Raw genomic sequence first — 17,571 nt, forward strand, 5'->3', positions numbered from 1 at the left:
GGCAAGGCCAGATTGCTATTCCGGATCAATTGATGAATAATTGTATATACAAGCACGATCAATGAAGAAAGAAGCACCGAGATGCCGCCGAACACCGACCATGCCCCTCCTTCCATTCATGTCGACCTGATTGCGGCCGCCGACCTGCGGGCGGTGCCCTGGAAGAATGGCGGCGGCGTCACGCGCGAAATCGCCAGCCACCCCGGCAATGCTTCGTTCGAATCTTTCCTATGGCGCATCAGCGTAGCCGATGTCGCCCAGGCGGGGCCTTTTTCAACCTTTCACAATATCGACCGCACCCTGGTGGTAACGCGCGGCGGGCCGATGATTCTCATTGATGAGGCCGGCGGTGAACCGCACCGTCTGTCGCGCTGGGAGCCTCACAGGTTCTTGGGCGAAACCCCTATCCGCGCCGAATTGCCTAATGGGCCGACGCAAGACTTCAATCTTATGGTGCGGCGCGGGGCCGGCACAGGCCGGCTGGATGTGCGTGAGACGGCGCAAACCTTGACGCTGGAACCAGGCTGCACTGCTTTGCATTGCGCGGCTGGTTCATTCGGGATCCGGTCTGGAGATATGGGCTGGCGGGATGCGCCGGATATGCTGCAAACAGGCGATACTTTGATCGTGACGCTGTCGGGCGAAGCTGCCCTGCGGCTTGCCATCGAACCCGCAGGCGCCGGCGATGACCGCCTGATAGACGTGCGCATACGCCTGCAAGGAGACTTCCCATGTCGGATATAAGCCTATGGACCAATGCCAGGCTGGCTCCCACGGCGAACCCGGAAAAACTTATTGAAAATGCCACTCTGGTTGTACGCGGCCAGCGCATCGAATGGTTCGGCCCTTCGGCGCAACTGCCCTCCCCCTACCTGGATTGCCCGAAGCACGATCTGCGGGGCGCGCTGGTTACCCCGGGGCTGATCGACTGCCACACTCACTTGGTGTACGGCGGCAACCGGGCGGAAGAATTCGCGCAGAGGCTGGCCGGGGTCAGCTATGAAGAAATCGCCCGGCGGGGCGGCGGCATTATATCGACCGTACGCGCGACACGCGATGCCAGCGAAGACACACTGTTTCGCACCGCCTTGCACCGTCTCGATGCTCTGCTGGCCGAGGGCGTGACCGCGATCGAAATCAAGTCCGGCTATGGGCTGGACCTGGAAAATGAACGCAAGATGCTGCGCGTGGCGCGACGCCTGGGGCGAGCCCGCCCCGTTACGGTGCTTACCACTTTTCTGGGCGCGCATGCGCTGCCCCCCGAATACGCCGGCCGCGCCGACGACTATATCGACCTGGTGTGCGATGTCATGCTGCCCGCCCTGGTCGAGGAAAAGCTGGTCGATGCGGTCGATGTGTTCTGCGAAGGCATAGGCTTTAGCCTGGCTCAATCCGAACGGGTATTCCAGGCCGCCAGGCGTTTCGGCCTGCCGGTCAAAATGCACGCCGAGCAACTTTCACTGCTGGGCGGGACCGCCCTCGCAGCGCGTTACAAGGCCTTGTCGGCCGACCATCTGGAATTCCTCGACGAGGCCGGCGTGATCGCCATGCGCGACGCCGGCACCGTGGCCGTGCTGCTGCCCGGCGCGTATTACTTCATCCGCGAAACCCAGTTGCCGCCCATTGCCCTGCTGCGCCGGCATCGGGTGCCCATCGCGATTTCAACCGACAGCAATCCCGGCACCTCGCCCACCACCTCGCTGCTGCTCATGCTGAACATGGCCTGCACCTTGTTCAGGCTATCGGTACCTGAAGCGCTGGCGGGCGTAACGATCCATGCGGCGCAGGCATTGAACCATCCCGACATACGCGGCGAAATTACCCTGGGCGCCCCCGCCGACTTCGTGGCCTGGGACATCGAATCGCTGGCCGAGCTGGCCTACTGGAGCGGCCTGAATCGCTGCCAGCTGGTCGTGCGCCACGGCCAGATCTCCATCGACAAACGAGGAAACGCATGAGCGACAAGACACCGAGCCCGGCAGGCGGCGCTCTGTTTGCCCCCTATGCCCGTCTGCGCAGCGGCTGGCAGCCCGATGTGCTGCTGGAATGGAATGAAAACGGTACGCTTACCACCGTGCGTAGCCACATCACGGAGGAAGTTCTGGGTGAAACCCTGAATCTTCAGCGTGTTTGCGGACCGGTCCTCGCCGGCATGCCCAACCTGCATTCGCATGCTTTCCAAAGCGCCATGGCGGGCTTGACCGAATACCGCGCCAATGCGGCCGATAGCTTCTGGAGCTGGCGCGACCTGATGTACCGCTTTGCGGCCCGCCTTTCGCCCGACAGCATATCGGCCATCGCGCACTGGCTGTATATCGAAATGCTGAAGGCGGGCTATACCTCGGTGTGCGAATTCCATTACGTGCACCACCAGGCCGATGGCATGCGCCACACCCGGCCGGCCGAGTTGTCGGAACGGGTTGTCGATGCAGCGGAACAGGCCGGCATAGGCATGACCATGCTGCCTGTGCTGTACCAATACAGCGGCTTTGGAGCGCAGGCGCCGCGCCAGGACCAGCGGCGCTTCATCAATACACCCGAACAATTGCTGGACATGCTCGAGGGCCTGCGCCACGCCCGGCCGGAAAGCGCGCAACGGCGCTACGGTGTTGCGCCGCATTCCTTGCGCGCGGTTTCTCCCTCCTCGCTCAAGGCCCTGTTCAATGGCCTCGACCGGCATTTCCCAAATGCGCCTATCCATATTCATATTGCCGAGCAACTGGCTGAAGTTCAGGCCTGTGTGGAAACCGAAGGAGTCCGGCCAGTACGCTGGCTGCTCGATCATTTCAAGGTCGATCAGCGCTGGTGCCTGGTGCACGCCACCCATGTAGACGGCGACGAAACTCAAGCGCTTGCCCAAAGCGGCGCCGTGGCGGGCCTGTGCCCGATAACCGAAGCCAATCTGGGCGACGGTATCTTTCCCGCCGCGGATTACCTGTCCGCCCAAGGGCGTTTCGGACTGGGCTCCGATAGCCACATCGGCGTGGACTGGCGCTCGGAACTGCGCCTACTGGAATATGGGCAGCGCCTGTTGCGCCATGAACGCAATGTGCTGGCCTCGCCCCGGCAGCCGCAGGTGGCCGACCGGCTCTTTGACGATGCGGCGTCCGGCGGCGCCCTGGCCAGCGGCCGCTCCATCGGATCCCTGGTCGTGGGCCGCCAGGCCGACTTCATGGTGCTCGATCCCGATCATCCACACTTGGCCGAGCAACGGCCCGACATGTGGCTATCGGGGCTCGTCTTCAGCGAGCGCAGCGCCACCACCGCCATTCGCGATGTATATGTCGCGGGCCGGCATGTCGTGCGCGAGCGGCGCCATCACGGCGAAGAACAGGCGTATGCGCGCTACCGGCTCGCCCTTACGGAATTACTACAGCAAGGATCTCGATCATGAGCACTGCCACCGATCAACCCGTCTTTACCCTTGCCCAGGGATCGATTCCACTCCTGGTGTCGATCCCGCATATGGGCACCCGCATCCCAGCCGATATCGCACGCACCATGACGCCCATAGCCCAGCGCTACGACGATACCGATTGGCATCTGGATCGCCTGTACGCCTTTGCCCAGACAATGGGGGCGTCGATATTGCAGCCCGGCTATTCGCGCTACGTCATCGACCTGAACCGCCCTCCCGATGGCGCCAATCTGTACCCCGGCCAGGACACCACGGGCTTGCTGCCTGTGGATACATTCGACAAGGAAGCGCTGTACGCCCCCGGGCACGAGCCCGGCGAAGCCGAGCAGAAGCGGCGCCTGGATCTGTACTGGCGGCCTTATCATGCGGCGCTTCAGCAAGAGATCGAACGGCTCAGGAACAAGCACGGCAAGGCGCTGCTGTGGGAAGCGCATTCAATACGCTCGCATGTACCGCGTTTTTTTGAAGGGCGGCTGCCGGATTTCAATTTCGGCACGTCCCGGGATGCGAGCGCGCCGGCCGGCCTGGCCCAGGAACTGGCCGACACGGTTACGCGCCGGGGTCGCTACACCGCGGTGGCCAATGGCCGGTTTACGGGCGGATATATTACCCGCGAGTACGGTCGCCCTTCGGAAGGCGTGATTGCGGTGCAATTGGAGCAGTCGCAAATTACCTATATGGATGAAAGCCATCCTTATGCCTATGTGGAGGACAGGGCCAAGGAGGCGGCCCCGGCCGTGCAGGCCGCGGTTGAAGTGGCCCTGGAGTGGCTGCGAAAGATTTCGTAGGGATGACCCTTGTAGCTGCCCGCGGGAGGCTGTTTCCGTGGGGCCGTTTTATAGCGGCCACCTGCGTTCTTACGACACGGCGGTGGCCCTTGTATCAATCTATACAGGTCAACTAGCGCATTTTTTGGTTCGAGTTGTTTTATGGTATTCAACGGTTTGGTATTTGAAGACGCCGTCTATCGGGGCTAGGGTCAGGACCGGCACGGCGTGCTTGATCCGGATCTACCTCGTCCAGGCGGGCGTCGGGCCAAACTCGCTACGCCGCTGGCGCGGCTCCGCTCAAACATGGCCCGCCGAAAGCCCCCGCCTTCCCTACGGTAGCATCCGGCGCACGCCTTACGCCGGTCCTGACCCCTAGCCCCGATAGACGGCTCACATTGCGGCATGCCTGGAATGAACTTGCCGACTCAGCGTATACCTCGATGCATGACCTCAACGCTTCCCTCTATGCATTTCCTCAACGCAAGCCGCAGGGTGGGTGGTGCTGTGCAGTCCGGCGGTAGTCCAGCGCCGGGTGCTGACGAAGGGAAGGCGGGGGCCTTCGGCGGGCGCTGTCTGAGCCCGGCCTCGCGAGGCCGGGCGAGTTCGCCCGACGCCCGCCTGGACGAGGCAGACCCGGGTAGTCGGCTAGCGCAGCTAGCCGACCGCTGGACGTGCCGGACTGTACAGCACCACCCACCCTGCGGCGTCTTAATAGAACTACGATCGCGCCTACACAGACTACACAGCAACGCACAGCCCAAATTCATCGCTCAAGCCAGTACAGCCTACCCAATCCTAAAAACGGCTAAAAACAAAGTGACTCAACAGCGTCCAGTGCCGTAAACATCTAAACCAAAAATGCTCTAAACCATGTCAGTCGCGGACCACTCCTGCCCGGCAAGCAAGGCTTCGCTGAGCACGCGCTCGGTCAGCGCATCGATGTCCGGGGCCAGCAGGCGGTCTTCCTGATAGAACGGCACGGCCGCGCGTATCAGGCTGTGCACTTGTTGCAATGGCCCCGAGGTTTTCATGGGAGCATGGAAATCGATACCCTGTGCCGCACACATCAATTCGATGGCGATAATGCTTGCCGTGTTCTGCGTCATCTCGATCAGCCTGCGGCCGGCGAAGGTCGCCATGCTGACATGGTCTTCCTGGTTGGCTGAAGTGGGCAGGCTGTCGACGCTGGCGGGATGCGCCAGGGATTTGTTTTCGGATGCCAGAGCGGCGGCCGTGACATGCGCAATCATGAAGCCCGAGTTCAAGCCGGCGGAAGGCACCAGGAACGGCGGCAGGCCGGAAATACTGGCGTCGATCAGCAAGGCCACGCGGCGTTCGGCCAGGCCGCCGATTTCAGAAATCGCCAGGGCCAGGATGTCGGACGCAAACGCCACCGGTTCCGCATGAAAGTTGCCTCCCGAAATAACCTGATCGGGCTGGCCATCCTTTCCGGGAAAAATCAGAGGATTGTCCGTCACGGCATTGGCCTCGATCAGCAAGGTATTCGAGGCCTGCTGCAATAGATCGTGCACCGCACCCATGACTTGGGGCTGGCAGCGCAGGCTGTACGGGTCCTGCACCTTGTTGTCGTTCAGCCTGTGCGATTGGCGGATTTCGCTGCCGGCCAATAAGCGGCGATACAGGTCCGCGGCATAAATCTGGCCGGCCTGGCCGCGAATTTCATGGACGCGCGGATCGAAGGGCGCGTCGCTGCCCTTGGCGGCGTCGACGCTGAGCGCCCCCGCCAGCACGGCATTGCGAAACAGAATAGTGCCCACGAACAAGCCATTCAGGGACAAGGCCGTCGACACCTGCGTGCCGTTGATCAAGGCCAGGCCTTCTTTGGCGGCCAGCACAATGGGAGCGATGCCGGCCTGGCGCAGGGCCTCGCTCGATTCCATCGACTGCCCCTTATAAAACGCCCGCCCCTCGCCGATCAGGGTCAGCGTCATGTGCGACAAGGGAGCCAGGTCGCCCGAAGCGCCCACCGAGCCTTTGGCGGGAATATGCGGCACCACGCCCGCGTTGTACATATCGAGCAGTGCCGTTACCACGGCCGGACGTATGCCCGAAAAACCGCGCGCCAGGCTGCCGATTTTCAGGGCCATGACCAAGCGTACCACTTCGGGCGAGAGGGCTTCGCCCACGCCCACCGAATGCGAAAGAATCAGGTTTTTCTGCAGACGCTCAAGGTCTTCGTCGGGGATCCGGGTATGCGCCAGTTTGCCGAAGCCAGTATTGATGCCATACGCGGCATCGCCTTTGTCGATGATTTTCTTGACGATGGCCGAGGAAGCATTCATGGCTTCGATCGCGCTGTCGGGCAGGGCAAGATTGACTTCGTCGCGCCAGATGCTGCGAATTTCTTTCAGGCTGAGTTTTCCGGGTTGAATCAACAGGGTATGTTTCATGACTCGCTCTTGGTACGTAACAGTGTTGCAGGGGTCGGGGGGGATGAAAAAAACGGGGCCGACCTTCTTTTTCGGCTTTTCAATCGATCATCGGCAGTTTCAAACCGTATTCCCGCGCGGTCTTGATCGCCAGCTCGTAGCCGGCATCGGCGTGGCGCATGACGCCGCTGGCGCAATCGTTGACCAGCACGCGTGCCAGCCGCTCGCGCGCGGCATCGCTGCCGTCGGCCACAATCACCATGCCCGCATGCTGGCTGTAGCCCATCCCTACTCCGCCGCCGTGATGGAACGAAACCCAGCTGGCGCCCCCGGCCGTGTTGAGCAGCGCATTGAGCAAGGGCCAGTCGGAAACCGCGTCGGTACCGTCGCGCATGGCTTCGGTTTCACGATTGGGGCTGGCTACCGAGCCCGTGTCCAGATGATCGCGGCCGATCACGATGGGACCTTTCAGTTCGCCGCTCTTGACCATCTCGTTAAACGCCAGGCCGGCCACATCGCGCTCACCCAGGCCGAGCCAGCAAATACGCGCCGGCAGCCCCTGAAAGGCAATGCGCTCCCTGGCCATGTCCAGCCAGCGGTGCACGTGTTTATTGGCGGGAAACAGCTCTTTGAGCTTGCGGTCTGTTTTATAGATGTCTTCGGGGTCGCCCGACAACGCCACCCAGCGGAAGGGCCCCTTGCCTTCGCAGAACAGCGGGCGTATATAGGCCGGCACGAAACCGGGAAAATCGAACGCGTTTTGCACTCCTTGATCGAAAGCCACCTGACGGATGTTGTTGCCGTAGTCGACCACCGGCACGCCCATGCTCTGGAAATCGAGCATGGCCTGCACATGCACGGCACACGAGCGGGCCGCCTCGGCCTGTAATCCGGCATGCTGGCCTGGGTCTTTTTGCGCCGCTTTCCATTGCGCCACGGCCCAGCCTGAAGGCAGGTAGCCATTGACGAGGTCATGCGCCGAGGTCTGATCGGTGACCAGATCGGGGCGTATGCCGCCCTGCTTAACGCGCTTCACCAGTTCAGGCAAGACATCGGCCGCATTGCCCAGCAGGCCTATGGATATGGCTTCCTTGCGCGCCGTATGGTGCCCGATCAATTCCAGCGCTTCGTCCAGATCGCGTGCCTGTTTGTCCAGATAACGCGTCTTGAGACGAAAGTCGATGCTCGATTGCTGGCACTCGATGGTCAGCGAGCAGGCGCCGGCAAAGCTGGCCGCCAATGGCTGCGCGCCACCCATGCCGCCCAGGCCCGCCGTCAGGATCCAGCGCCCTTCCATGCTGCCGCTGAAATGCTGGCGCGCGGCTTCGACAAAGGTTTCGTAGGTGCCCTGGATAATGCCCTGGCTGCCAATGTAAATCCAGCTGCCGGCCGTCATTTGGCCGTACATGAACAGTCCGGCGCGGTCCAGTTCGTGAAATTTTTCCCAGGTCGCCCATTTGGGGACCAGATTGGAATTGGCGATCAGGACGCGCGGAGCGTCCTTGTGGGTCTTGAACACGCCCACGGGCTTGCCCGACTGAATGAGCAAAGACTCATCGTCTTCGAGCGTTTTCAAGGTCTCGAGTATTTTGTCGTAGCACTTCCAGTTGCGGGCCGCTCGGCCAATGCCGCCGTATACCACCAAATGCTTGGGGTTTTCGGCCACGGCTGGGTCGAGATTGTTCTGGATCATGCGATACGCCGCCTCGGTCACCCAGCTCTTGCAATGCAGTGTCGGGCCGGTGGGGGCATGGATTTCGCGGCTGGCGTCGTAACGCGGATCGTGATTGATTGTGCTTGCTGAATCTTTGGACACGTTCATCTCCAGATGTGATGGGTGCGTCGGAATTCGATCGGGCCTGGGCCGGATGTCCCGGCTTTGCACCGATTTCCGCCGACAAACTGCTTAATTTCTTGTAAGCTCAAGGTGTAATGTATAGGCAAACTTTTTATTTGTCTATACATATAAATGATATTTTTTTAAAACCCAAAAATATCAATATGTTAGGAGATGACATGCGTCACAAACGCCCCGTTCCGGAACTAAAGCCAGGTGATGTCCAGCCGGCCTATCAGCAGATCAAGAACTATGTTCTCGAACAAATTCAAAATGGGGTCTGGAAAGAGGGTGACCTGATTCCCACCGAGCTGGCCTTGTGCGAAACGTTCAACGTCTCCCGCATGACGGTCAATCGCGCTCTGCGCGAACTCACGACCGACCAACTGCTGGTGCGCTACAAGGGCTCGGGCACCTTTGTGGCGCAACCCAAATTCCAGTCGACGTTGATCGAAATCCGCAGCATCGCGCAAGACATCCGCGACCGCGGCCATCGCCATAGCAGCAAGGTCTTGCAACTGGAGTCCTTGCCAGCCAATGACATCCAGGCGCGGCGATTCCAGATTGCGCCTGAAACCAAGCTGTTCCGCTCGGTCATCGTGCATTATGAAAACGACATCGCGATCCAGATCGAAGACCGGCTGGTCGACTCCTCGGTCGCCCCGGATTACCTGGAGCAAAATTGGGAAACCCAGACACCCAACGAATACTTGATGCGCGTGGCTCCTCTGCCCAGCGGGCAATACACGATCGAGGTCAGGCTGCCTACCAAGGAAATCGCCGCGCCGCTGGATATTCCAGTGTCGCAGCCTTGCCTGGTAATGGACCGGATCACCTTCTCGAACCGCGCGTTCACGTCGAACGCCACGATGTGGCACCCAGGGAACCGATACAAGTTTGCGGGCAAGTATTGACGAGCGTCGAGGGCGGGCAAACGACAACCGGCCGCCTCTGAGAATGATGCCGCGGCAAAAGGCGCCCCTTGCACCCATCCTGGCCGCTGCGTTTACGTGGCGAGTTCTATGACGAGAGGGCTGGCGGGCCGTGAACAGCACAGCAGCACCTTGCCTTCCGGCGGAGGGTCAAGCGGCGGTTCGAAATAATCGACCTGCCCGGACACCAGGGTCGACATACATGTGTTGCATAATCCGGCACGACAATTGAAGTCGGGACTCAATCCCGCCTGCTCGGCCAGGTCCAGTAGGGACGAACAAGAGTCGTCCCAGGGCACCGTAATGCCCGTCGACCCGAAGCTGACCTGCATGCCGGCGGCGGGCGTCGCGGCGACAGCCCGCACAACACTGGGCAGGGACTCTGCGGGCGCCAAGGGCAAACCTGTTCTCTGGGTCCGGCCAGCCGTGGAGGCGGGGGAAGCCATGAGCTGACCAGGTTCCTGCGTCGCCGCGCCGGCTACTGGGTTGTCAGGCTCGCCCTCGCCCGTCTCCAGGACCGTGGCGGGCCCGAAGAACTCATAATGAATGCGCCCGGCGGCAACTCCCAGGCCGCGCAGCAGGCGCCAATTGGCCTGCATGAAGGCCGGAGGGCCGCATAGATAGACGTCGTAATCGTCCAGCGGCAACAAGGCCTGCAATACGTCGCGACCGACCAGGCCTGCGCTATGGAAATTCCGCCCGATCCGGTCATGCCCAGTGGGTTCGCGATACGCGAAATGCACCGTCACACCCTGGCGTTGCCGTGCCAATGCGGCGACTTCGTCCGAAAATGCATGCGCATCGCCGTTCTCGCAAGCGTGCACAAAATACACGCGGCGATCCGATGACAGCACGAGGCGATGCAGCATGCTCATCATGGGGGTCAGGCCCACGCCGCCGCTGAACAGCAATACCGGGCGACGCGAGGTTTCATCGAGAATGAACTGCCCTATGGGCCCGGCCGCCACCAGCGTATCGCCTGCCTGCACGTGATCATGCATATGGCCGGAACCCAGCCCGGCGGGCAGATCGGGCCGAGTGCGCGGAGCGGGCTCGCGCTTGACCGAAATCCGCAAGGTGCCGGGTTCGGAGGGATTGCCCGAAACGCTGTAATGCCGCAGGACCCGGGCACCGTCGATATCCAGGCGAAACACCAGGTGCTGGCCTGGGCGATAGTCGGGCACCACCCCGGAAACCGGAGCCAGGATCAAAGACGTAATGACGTCGCTTTCCCGGGTCTTGGCGACAACGATGTAGTCGAGAAACGCGCGATTGACCGCCGCGCTGCCATCGGCCATATCAGGCCTCTTGGAGAACAGGCGTCGCGGCCCTGCCACTGCCTGCCGCTTCCGAGGCAGCCTCTTGTTCAGCGTCGATCAGCTGCTTGAGCTTGCGACGAAACCGCAGCGGCCCCGAATCCAGCGGCAGATCAAGCTTCGAAGGGCTCTTGGCGATGCCCGCATGCACCGCCGCCAGCACGGCGCGGTCTTCCTGAAAGGCATGACGCACGTCTTCGGAAAACTGACGCGATATGTCCTGGTCGCCGGGGCTGAAGTTGCGCATCTGGAACCAGAAATAGCGGGTGGTGGAATCGTCGACCGGAGTCATGAAGTTATACGAGTCCATCAGGAAAACGTCCGGATGAAAGGGCTCGCTGTCGGTACCCGCGCCGGCCGGGGTGAAGATGGCCCGGATCAGCGCATGCGCGGGGAACCGCACTTCGTACTGCTGCTTGCGATCGCAATTGCCTTTGAACTTGACGAACTTGGCGTAGAACGGCGCGACTTCAACATTGCGCATCCAGCGCGATACGGTGACGCCGTTGTCCTGGACGACGGTTTGCAAGGGCTCGCCGACAATATCGGCGCTGCCGAAGGTGCTCTGGTGAACCCATGACACGTGGGAGGGATCAAGCAGGTTGTCGGTCATGTACTGATAGTTGCATTGCAATGTCATGGCGTCGCCGCGATTCATGCCCCAGGCAGGATCGCCCCAATGCTCGACCTGCATGATTTTGGCGGGATCGGCCAGGGCGGCATCGCCCATCCAGATCCACACCAGGCCATAACGCTCGACAATGGGGAAACTGCGCACAAAGGCGGCTTTCGGAATATGCGCGACACCCGGTGCGCGCACGCAACTGCCCGAGCAGTCGAACGTTAAACCGTGATAGCCGCATTCGACCTGGTCGCCCTGCAGGCGTCCCATGGACAGCGGCAGCTTGCGATGCGGACAGGCATCTTCGAGGGCGGCGACCTGGCCGTCCTGCTTGCGATACAAAACGATATCTTCACCCAGGATCTTGGTGGCGTGCAGAGTGCGGGTGATCTCGCTTTCCAGTGCAGCGACGTACCAGGCATTATTTAAAAACATGAGAGTCTCCGTTGAATATATATACGGGCGATCATATGATCCGCACAATCGATCCGTAGAAGCAAGCACCGTGGTCACCTGCGGTTAATGCATCGCGGCCAAACGGGCGGGTACAAAGCCTGCCCCTACTGGAGCCAGGTATGGCCCTTGCCCAAGCCCCCCTATGGGCGGCCCTTGTGGTCGCCCGTGATTCGCACTGCTTCCATGCGTAAATAATAAGATAAATTTTCCTGCCGAAATAATAATTATTGTTTAGAATATCTAAATCATCAGCCGCTGTCCGGCAAACCCGGGCGGGCCCATCCTCTTGAGGCCCTTATCCATGAATCCGCTACCTCCTTTGCGGGCGCTGCAGATCTTCGAAGCGATCGGCCACAGCAGCAATCTGGCCGAGGCGGCCAGGCGCCTGCAGATCACACCCGGGGCCATCAGCCAGCAGATCAAACTGCTGGAAGAAGCGCTCAATGCCAGCCTGACTTTCAAGGACGGCAAACGTTTGAAGCTGACTGCGGCGGGCCTGCGCTTTCACGAATCGTGTTCGCACGCCTTCGAAATTCTGCGCGAGGCCCAAGCCGAGCTTGATCGATCCAAGAACCAGCGCAACCTGTCGATCAGCGCCCTGCCGTCGCTGCTTAAAGCCTGGTTGGCGCCGCTGGTGTTCGAATGGCAGGATGCCCATTACCCTGATCTGACCATTCAATTCAAGGGCAGTCACTCGGAACCCTCGAACGATCTGGAAGATATCGATTTCCGCATTACTTACGGCGACACAGGCGCCACGTCCCAGAACTCCCTGGATCTCTATACCGATAGCGTGGTGCCGGTATGCAGCCCGGCACTGATTGCGCCCAGGAATACGCTGCAAAGCCCGATGGAGATCCTGGACTACCCGCTGCTGTCGACCGATTGGCGGCCCAAGTTCACCTCGCCTCCGTCGTGGCAGGAGTGGTTCGCCGCTTATCTGGATGACGATGCCGGCGACGGCCATCGGACCGAGCCCAGCGGCACGCGACGCAGCCAGGCCGGCAGCCGCCATCGTCCACCCGACGGTGTCGTCATCCACAGCCATCAAATTTTTTCGCTGTCGCAAATGACGATTGAAGCGGCCGTGGCCGGGCAGGGTTTTGCGCTGGCGCAATGCTCCATGATGGCGCGCGAAGTGGCCACGGGGCAATTGATCATTCCCTTCAAGCTCGCTTTACCGCTGCCCTGGCCCTATGTGTTGAAATGGAAACACAGCGCCTTCGACAGGCCGCATTGCCGCGCCTTCCACCGCTGGCTGACCACGCGCGGAAAATCGCAGGGCGAATTGAACCGGCAGATGCTGGCCTGAAAGAGAATTCCCCGTTTCCGTAGGGGCAGGCCTTATGCCTGCCCGTTTGGCGGCGACGTATCAACCACGGGCGGCCAAGGGCCGCTATGCATAATCTGACAAGCCATCCGTACGAGTGCGACAGGCCGCCCTTACGCCTGGCCGCACCGCGCGTCGTCGTCAGACATCGATGATGCGGCTGTTGTTGAGCCCCTTGTCCGCATCCAGGGCCAGCTTGATTTGCTGCATGAGCAAGCGCTCGGTGGCGCTGCGGCTGTACTTGAGGAATGGCTTCTTGATGCGGCCTATGCCGTGCTCGGCGGAGATGCTGCCGCCTACGCGTTCGACTTCGGCATACACCAGTTCTTCGACGATCAATAGATCGGCCTCGACATGGGGCCCCGTCGACAAATGCAGATTACCATCGCCCAAGTGCCCGAAAAACAGGTTCTTGGCATTAGGATAAGCCTGCGACAAGCGGGTGCCGATGATCTCGATAAAGCTCGCCATGGACCGCAGGGGAATCCCCACATCAAAAGCCAGGTAGGGTTGGATCTCGCGCAGAATCTCGCCGATTGCGTCCCGGAACTTCCACAACAGCGCTGCCTGTTCGTGGGTCTGGGGAACAATCACATCCAGCGCCTGGCCGTTCTCGAGCAGGTCGCCCAGGAATTCCTCGAGAGCGGCAGCCGCCTGCGGTGAATCACGGCTCTCGGTTTCGAGCAGGATGTAAATCGGATACTGCGCCTGGAAGGGCGGCGTTTTTTTAAGCACCTCGCCGGCCGCAAGCAGATAGCTCTGCCACATTACCTCGAACGAGGACAGCTCGGGCAGGCGTGCGCGCGCCAGCTTCAATACCTGGGCAACCTGCTCGACATTTTGCACGGCGGCCAGCGCGCTATAGCGGCGCTCGGGTTTTGGGAACAGCCGCAGCACTACGCGCGTGATCACGCCCAGGGTGCCTTCGGTGCCTATGAACAAATGCTTGAGATCGAGCCCGGTATTGTTCTTGAGCCCCTTGTTCAACATGGACAATACTGTGCCATCGGCCAACACCACTTCCAGCCCCAGAACCAGCTCGCGCGTGGTGCCATAGCGCAGCACGCGATTACCACCCGCATTGGTGGCCACGTTGCCACCGATCTGGCACGAGCCGCGCGCACCTAAATCCAGAGGAAAATACCAGCCCTGCTCTTCGACCAGTGCGCACAGATTTTCCAGCACCATGCCGGCCTGCACGGTAATGGTACCGCCCACCGTATCGAACTCTTCCACTTTGGTGAGCTGCTCCAGCGAGATCACGACGTCGCCCGCATCGGGAACCGCTCCGCCGGCCAGGCCGGTGCGGCCGCCCTGGATGGTCAGCGTACGCCCTTCCTTGTGACAGGCCCGCACGATGTCGGCAAGCTGTTCGGGCGTGGCGGGACGAAACACGATGGCCGGCTCGCCCTTGGACGGCAGGCCGCTGGCGTCCTGCAAATAACGTTGTATATCGTCATTCGGCCGCAGACTGGAAATCGAGTCCGCCAAGGTGCTCAGAGTCGGGGTGGCAGAGGTGTTTGGCATGATTTGAGTTAGTCGTTTGCGTAAAGGTATTGTGCCAGCATCGGGCGGCCACAAGGGCCGCCCCTACGTTTCGATCAGCTCCCGGAATACGCATGGCATGGGGCGCCCCTACGTCGACTCCTGCAATACGCTGGCCATGGCATCGGTGAAGTAATCGATATTGTGGGTATTCAGGCCCGGCACGCTGATACGCCCGGAGTCGATGATATACACCCCATGCGTGTCGCGCAGCGCACGCAACTGCGCAATGGACAAGCCGGTATAGCTGAACATGCCCTGTTGCGTAACAAAATAGCTTGAGTCGTAGCCGGGCAATTTGACCTTCAGTTGTTCGTGGGCTTGCTGCCGCACAAAGGCAATGCGGGCGCGCATTTCGGCCACTTCCCGCTCCCACAGGCCATATAGCTCAGGATCATTCAGAACGGTAGACGTCACCTGCCCGCCATGCATGGGCGGGTTCGAGTAGATGCGGCGCACAATGGCCTTGAGTTGCCCCAGCACGCGTTCGGCTTCATCGCGCGAGGCGCACACCACCGACAAGCCGCCGCAACGCTCGGCATAAAACGAAAAATTCTTGGAAAACGAATTCGCCACCAGAAACGACAAGCCCGCGTCGGCCATGGCGCGAATCGCAAACGCATCTTCCTGCAGGCCTGTGCCAAAGCCCTGGTAGGCGATGTCCAGGAAAGGGATCAGCTCGTGGGCTTCCAGCACCGGGATCAGCCGCAGCCATTGCTCCTGCGACAGATCCACGCCGGTCGGGTTGTGGCAGCACGGATGCAACAGGACAATGCTGTGCCTGGGCAAGGCGCTTAAGTCGCCAAGCATCCGCTCGAACAGCAGGGCCTTGGTTTGGGGATCGTAATAGGTGTAGGTGTGCGTCTTGATGCCCGCGCCCTGGAAAATGGCGTGGTGATTATCCCAGGCCGGATCGCTGATCCAGATCTGGCTGTCGGGATACGCGGCATGCAGGAAGTCGGCGCCCACTTTCAATGCTCCGGTTCCGCCCACGCTTTGTATGGTGGCCACGCGCCCGGAATGCAGGGCCTCGTTGCCGGCGCCAAACACCAGCTTTTGAACGGCGCTTCGATACGAAGCCAGGCCCTCGATCGGCAGATAAGGGCGCGGCTGCGGGTTGGCGATGCGCCGCGCTTCGGCCGTCTGCACTGTTTTCAAGAGCGGGATGGCGCCCTCGTTGTCGTAATACAGGCCCACCGTCAGGTTGACCTTTTGTGACCGCGGGTCTTGATGGAACTCTTCACCAAGACGAAAAATGGGATCACCGGCGTACCGCTCCAAATGCTCAAACATAACTCTCTGCTTTGTCGAAAAACGGGATATTGGGAAATCAGGCCACGATTTTGCTCGTGACCGCCTGAGGGCCTGAAGAGCGGGTCCAGAAGGCATTGCGATCGAGGTAATTCTGCAGGAACTGCTGCAGGCGCGGCTGGCTGGCATCGCGGAAAATCTGTTCCGGCGGGCCGCTGGCCGCAATCTCGCCCTTGTCGATGAACACGACCCGGTCGGCCACCTGCGCGGCAAAGCCCATTTCGTGCGTGACGACCACCATCGTCATGCCCTCGCGCGCCAGATCTTTCATGACCTGCAAGACCTCGCCCACCAGTTCGGGATCGAGCGCCGAGGTGGGCTCGTCAAACAGCATGATGTGCGGCTCCATCGCCAAGGCGCGTGCAATCGCCACCCGCTGCTGCTGGCCGCCCGACAGGCGGATGGGATAGGCGTCGGCCTTCTCGGCCAGCCCCACCTTGGCCAGCATGCGCTGGGCGCGCTCGTGCGCCTGGGCACGCGACAGTTTCTTGACTCGGACCAGCGCTTCGGCCACATTGCCGACAGCGGTCATGTGCGGCCACAGATTGAATTGCTGGAACACCATGCCCACATGGCGGCGCACCCGGTTCAGTTCCGCCAGCGACGCCTTGACGCGCTGGCCGTCTTTTTCGGCATAGCCCAGCAGCTCGCCTTCGATCAGGACTTCGCCGCCGTCGTATTCCTCCAGGAAGGCCAGGGAACGCAGCAGAGTGCTTTTCCCCGAACCGGAAGGGCCGATAATGCAGGTCACTTCGGATTTGCGCACCCCAAGCGATATATTGTTCAGCACGCGAGTCTGTCCGTAATACTTGCTGATGCCACGCGCTTCAACCAGATAATCCTGGGACTGCTGCGCACTCGCCGAAGCGTTTCGATTCATCTTGTCTCCTGACAGGCGAGCCTGCGCCCGCCCAATAAAACCTGTCATTTTGCGCGGCACAGGCACAACCGGGCAGGAGCCTCGGTTCGCCGCCATGCGCCTAGCGCACCAAAAAACGGCTCATGCGCAGCTCGGCCCAGCGGCCCAGGCGCTCGGTGACTCCGATAAGCAACAAATAACACACACATAGAATCAATGTCGTCTCGACATAGGAAAATTGCTCGGTACCGATTTGCGTCAGAACCGCGGTGAGCTCCGGTACCGTCACCACCGAGAGCACCGCGGTTTCCTTGCTGAGGATAATGATCAGATTGACCAGGGCCGGCGTGATGATGACCAGCATCTGCGGCAACTGCACGCGCCAGACTATGGCCAGCCTGGACATGCCCAGGCACTGCGCGGCCTCGATATGGCCGCGCGGCACAGACATGAAACCCGAGCGGAACGACTCGGCGAAATAGGCGCTGCCGTATATCGCCAGCCCGACAACGCCGGCCGCTATGGCCGACAGTTCGATCCCTATCGAAGGGCCGCCATAATAAAGAATGAACAGCTGGATCAGGAACGGCGTAGTGCGCAGCACTTCAATGTACACGCGCAGAATCGCCCGTACCCAGCGCCCGCCGAACAGCTGCAGCACGGCAATGACAAAGCCCAGTGCAATGCCCAGCAATACCGCCCCAATCCAGGTACCGAGCGTGACCAGAAATCCATTGATGATGTTCGGCCAATAATGGCTGATCAGAGTCATGTTGAATGTCATT

The 17,571-nt window shown here is 60.8% G+C and carries 14 protein-coding genes; 6 read left to right on the plus strand and 8 right to left on the minus strand.

The genetic code is table 11. The annotated features are described in order from the left end of the window. The first annotated feature begins 81 nt into the window (after positions 1-81). The 4 genes from ACYVIS_RS18790 to hutG are packed head-to-tail and all read left to right on the plus strand — an operon-like array spanning position 82 to position 4,206. Positions 82-744 (plus strand): HutD/Ves family protein, encoded by a 663-nt coding sequence (locus tag ACYVIS_RS18790; protein WP_232742082.1) that lies wholly within the window; start codon positions 82-84, stop codon positions 742-744. Then, positions 732-1,958: an imidazolonepropionase gene (gene hutI, locus ACYVIS_RS18795; RefSeq protein WP_232742081.1), complete on the plus strand. Its 1,227-nt coding sequence runs from the start codon at positions 732-734 to the stop codon at positions 1,956-1,958. Before ACYVIS_RS18790 ends, hutI begins: the two co-directional genes overlap by 13 nt. Beyond that, positions 1,955-3,394, plus strand: a complete 1,440-nt coding sequence (locus tag ACYVIS_RS18800) for a formimidoylglutamate deiminase (RefSeq protein ID WP_232742080.1) — start codon at positions 1,955-1,957, stop codon at positions 3,392-3,394. Before hutI ends, ACYVIS_RS18800 begins: the two co-directional genes overlap by 4 nt. Further along, entirely contained in the window at positions 3,391-4,206 is an 816-nt protein-coding gene (gene hutG, locus ACYVIS_RS18805; protein WP_460874730.1) for an N-formylglutamate deformylase, read from the plus strand. Before ACYVIS_RS18800 ends, hutG begins: the two co-directional genes overlap by 4 nt. Before the next feature lie 845 nt (positions 4,207-5,051). Here the strand turns inward: hutG and hutH are convergent. Both hutH and hutU read right to left on the minus strand, forming a co-directional pair. Beyond that, positions 5,052-6,599 (minus strand): histidine ammonia-lyase, encoded by a 1,548-nt coding sequence (hutH, locus tag ACYVIS_RS18810; RefSeq protein ID WP_232742078.1) that lies wholly within the window; start codon positions 6,597-6,599, stop codon positions 5,052-5,054. Between the two features lie 79 nt (positions 6,600-6,678). Then, on the minus strand, positions 6,679-8,400 hold the full coding sequence (gene hutU, locus ACYVIS_RS18815; protein WP_460874731.1) for a urocanate hydratase: 1,722 nt from the start codon (positions 8,398-8,400) through the stop codon (positions 6,679-6,681). A 194-nt stretch (positions 8,401-8,594) separates the two neighbouring features. Here hutU and hutC point away from each other — a divergent pair, with 194 nt between their 5' ends. Further along, the gene (hutC, locus tag ACYVIS_RS18820) at positions 8,595-9,329 is read left to right on the plus strand and encodes a histidine utilization repressor (protein WP_232742076.1); all 735 of its coding nucleotides are present in this window, start codon (positions 8,595-8,597) and stop codon (positions 9,327-9,329) included. A 92-nt stretch (positions 9,330-9,421) separates the two neighbouring features. Here the strand turns inward: hutC and ACYVIS_RS18825 are convergent, their stop codons facing one another. Both ACYVIS_RS18825 and ACYVIS_RS18830 read right to left on the minus strand, forming a co-directional pair. Next, entirely contained in the window at positions 9,422-10,645 is a 1,224-nt protein-coding gene (locus ACYVIS_RS18825; protein ID WP_460874732.1) for a 2Fe-2S iron-sulfur cluster-binding protein, read from the minus strand. A gap of 1 nt (position 10,646) precedes the next feature. Beyond that, on the minus strand, positions 10,647-11,720 hold the full coding sequence (locus tag ACYVIS_RS18830; protein ID WP_460874733.1) for an aromatic ring-hydroxylating dioxygenase subunit alpha: 1,074 nt from the start codon (positions 11,718-11,720) through the stop codon (positions 10,647-10,649). Between the two features lie 322 nt (positions 11,721-12,042). Between ACYVIS_RS18830 and ACYVIS_RS18835 the strand changes: the two genes are divergently transcribed. Next, complete coding sequence (locus ACYVIS_RS18835) at positions 12,043-13,053, plus strand: LysR substrate-binding domain-containing protein (RefSeq protein WP_460874734.1); 1,011 nt, start codon at positions 12,043-12,045, stop codon at positions 13,051-13,053. A 159-nt stretch (positions 13,054-13,212) separates the two neighbouring features. On the opposite strand, the gene ACYVIS_RS18840 is transcribed toward ACYVIS_RS18835, so the two are convergent. The 4 genes from ACYVIS_RS18840 to ACYVIS_RS18855 all read right to left on the minus strand — a co-directional run bounded on the left by ACYVIS_RS18840 (position 13,213) and on the right by ACYVIS_RS18855 (position 17,570). Continuing rightward, on the minus strand, positions 13,213-14,598 hold the full coding sequence (locus ACYVIS_RS18840) for an FAD-binding oxidoreductase (protein WP_460874735.1): 1,386 nt from the start codon (positions 14,596-14,598) through the stop codon (positions 13,213-13,215). 108 nt (positions 14,599-14,706) lie between these two features. Further along, on the minus strand, positions 14,707-15,909 hold the full coding sequence (locus ACYVIS_RS18845; RefSeq protein ID WP_460874736.1) for an amino acid aminotransferase: 1,203 nt from the start codon (positions 15,907-15,909) through the stop codon (positions 14,707-14,709). Positions 15,910-15,946: 37 nt separating this feature from the next. After that, positions 15,947-16,807 (minus strand): amino acid ABC transporter ATP-binding protein, encoded by an 861-nt coding sequence (locus ACYVIS_RS18850; protein WP_460874737.1) that lies wholly within the window; start codon positions 16,805-16,807, stop codon positions 15,947-15,949. A gap of 100 nt (positions 16,808-16,907) precedes the next feature. Continuing rightward, positions 16,908-17,570, minus strand: coding sequence for an amino acid ABC transporter permease (locus ACYVIS_RS18855; RefSeq protein WP_460874738.1), 663 nt, complete (start codon positions 17,568-17,570; stop codon positions 16,908-16,910). Position 17,571: the final 1 nt, after the last annotated feature.

The organism is Paralcaligenes ginsengisoli, assembly GCF_054781135.1.

Excerpts from the sequence above, each read along its gene's own strand:
- ACYVIS_RS18800 (WP_232742080.1), top strand. The coding sequence starts at position 1,955 with ATGAGCGACAAGACACCGAGCCCGGCAGGCGGCGCTCTGTTTGCCCCC.
- hutI (WP_232742081.1), top strand. The coding sequence starts at position 732 with ATGTCGGATATAAGCCTATGGACCAATGCCAGGCTGGCTCCCACGGCG.
- ACYVIS_RS18840 (WP_460874735.1), bottom strand. The coding sequence starts at position 14,598 with ATGCCAAACACCTCTGCCACCCCGACTCTGAGCACCTTGGCGGACTCG.
- hutU (WP_460874731.1), bottom strand. The coding sequence starts at position 8,400 with ATGAACGTGTCCAAAGATTCAGCAAGCACAATCAATCACGATCCGCGT.
- hutC (WP_232742076.1), top strand. The coding sequence starts at position 8,595 with ATGCGTCACAAACGCCCCGTTCCGGAACTAAAGCCAGGTGATGTCCAG.
- ACYVIS_RS18790 (WP_232742082.1), top strand. The coding sequence starts at position 82 with ATGCCGCCGAACACCGACCATGCCCCTCCTTCCATTCATGTCGACCTG.
- ACYVIS_RS18830 (WP_460874733.1), bottom strand. The coding sequence starts at position 11,720 with ATGTTTTTAAATAATGCCTGGTACGTCGCTGCACTGGAAAGCGAGATC.
- hutG (WP_460874730.1), top strand. The coding sequence starts at position 3,391 with ATGAGCACTGCCACCGATCAACCCGTCTTTACCCTTGCCCAGGGATCG.
- ACYVIS_RS18825 (WP_460874732.1), bottom strand. The coding sequence starts at position 10,645 with ATGGCCGATGGCAGCGCGGCGGTCAATCGCGCGTTTCTCGACTACATC.
- ACYVIS_RS18850 (WP_460874737.1), bottom strand. The coding sequence starts at position 16,807 with ATGAATCGAAACGCTTCGGCGAGTGCGCAGCAGTCCCAGGATTATCTG.
- ACYVIS_RS18855 (WP_460874738.1), bottom strand. The coding sequence starts at position 17,570 with ATGACATTCAACATGACTCTGATCAGCCATTATTGGCCGAACATCATC.
- ACYVIS_RS18835 (WP_460874734.1), top strand. The coding sequence starts at position 12,043 with ATGAATCCGCTACCTCCTTTGCGGGCGCTGCAGATCTTCGAAGCGATC.
- hutH (WP_232742078.1), bottom strand. The coding sequence starts at position 6,599 with ATGAAACATACCCTGTTGATTCAACCCGGAAAACTCAGCCTGAAAGAA.
- ACYVIS_RS18845 (WP_460874736.1), bottom strand. The coding sequence starts at position 15,909 with ATGTTTGAGCATTTGGAGCGGTACGCCGGTGATCCCATTTTTCGTCTT.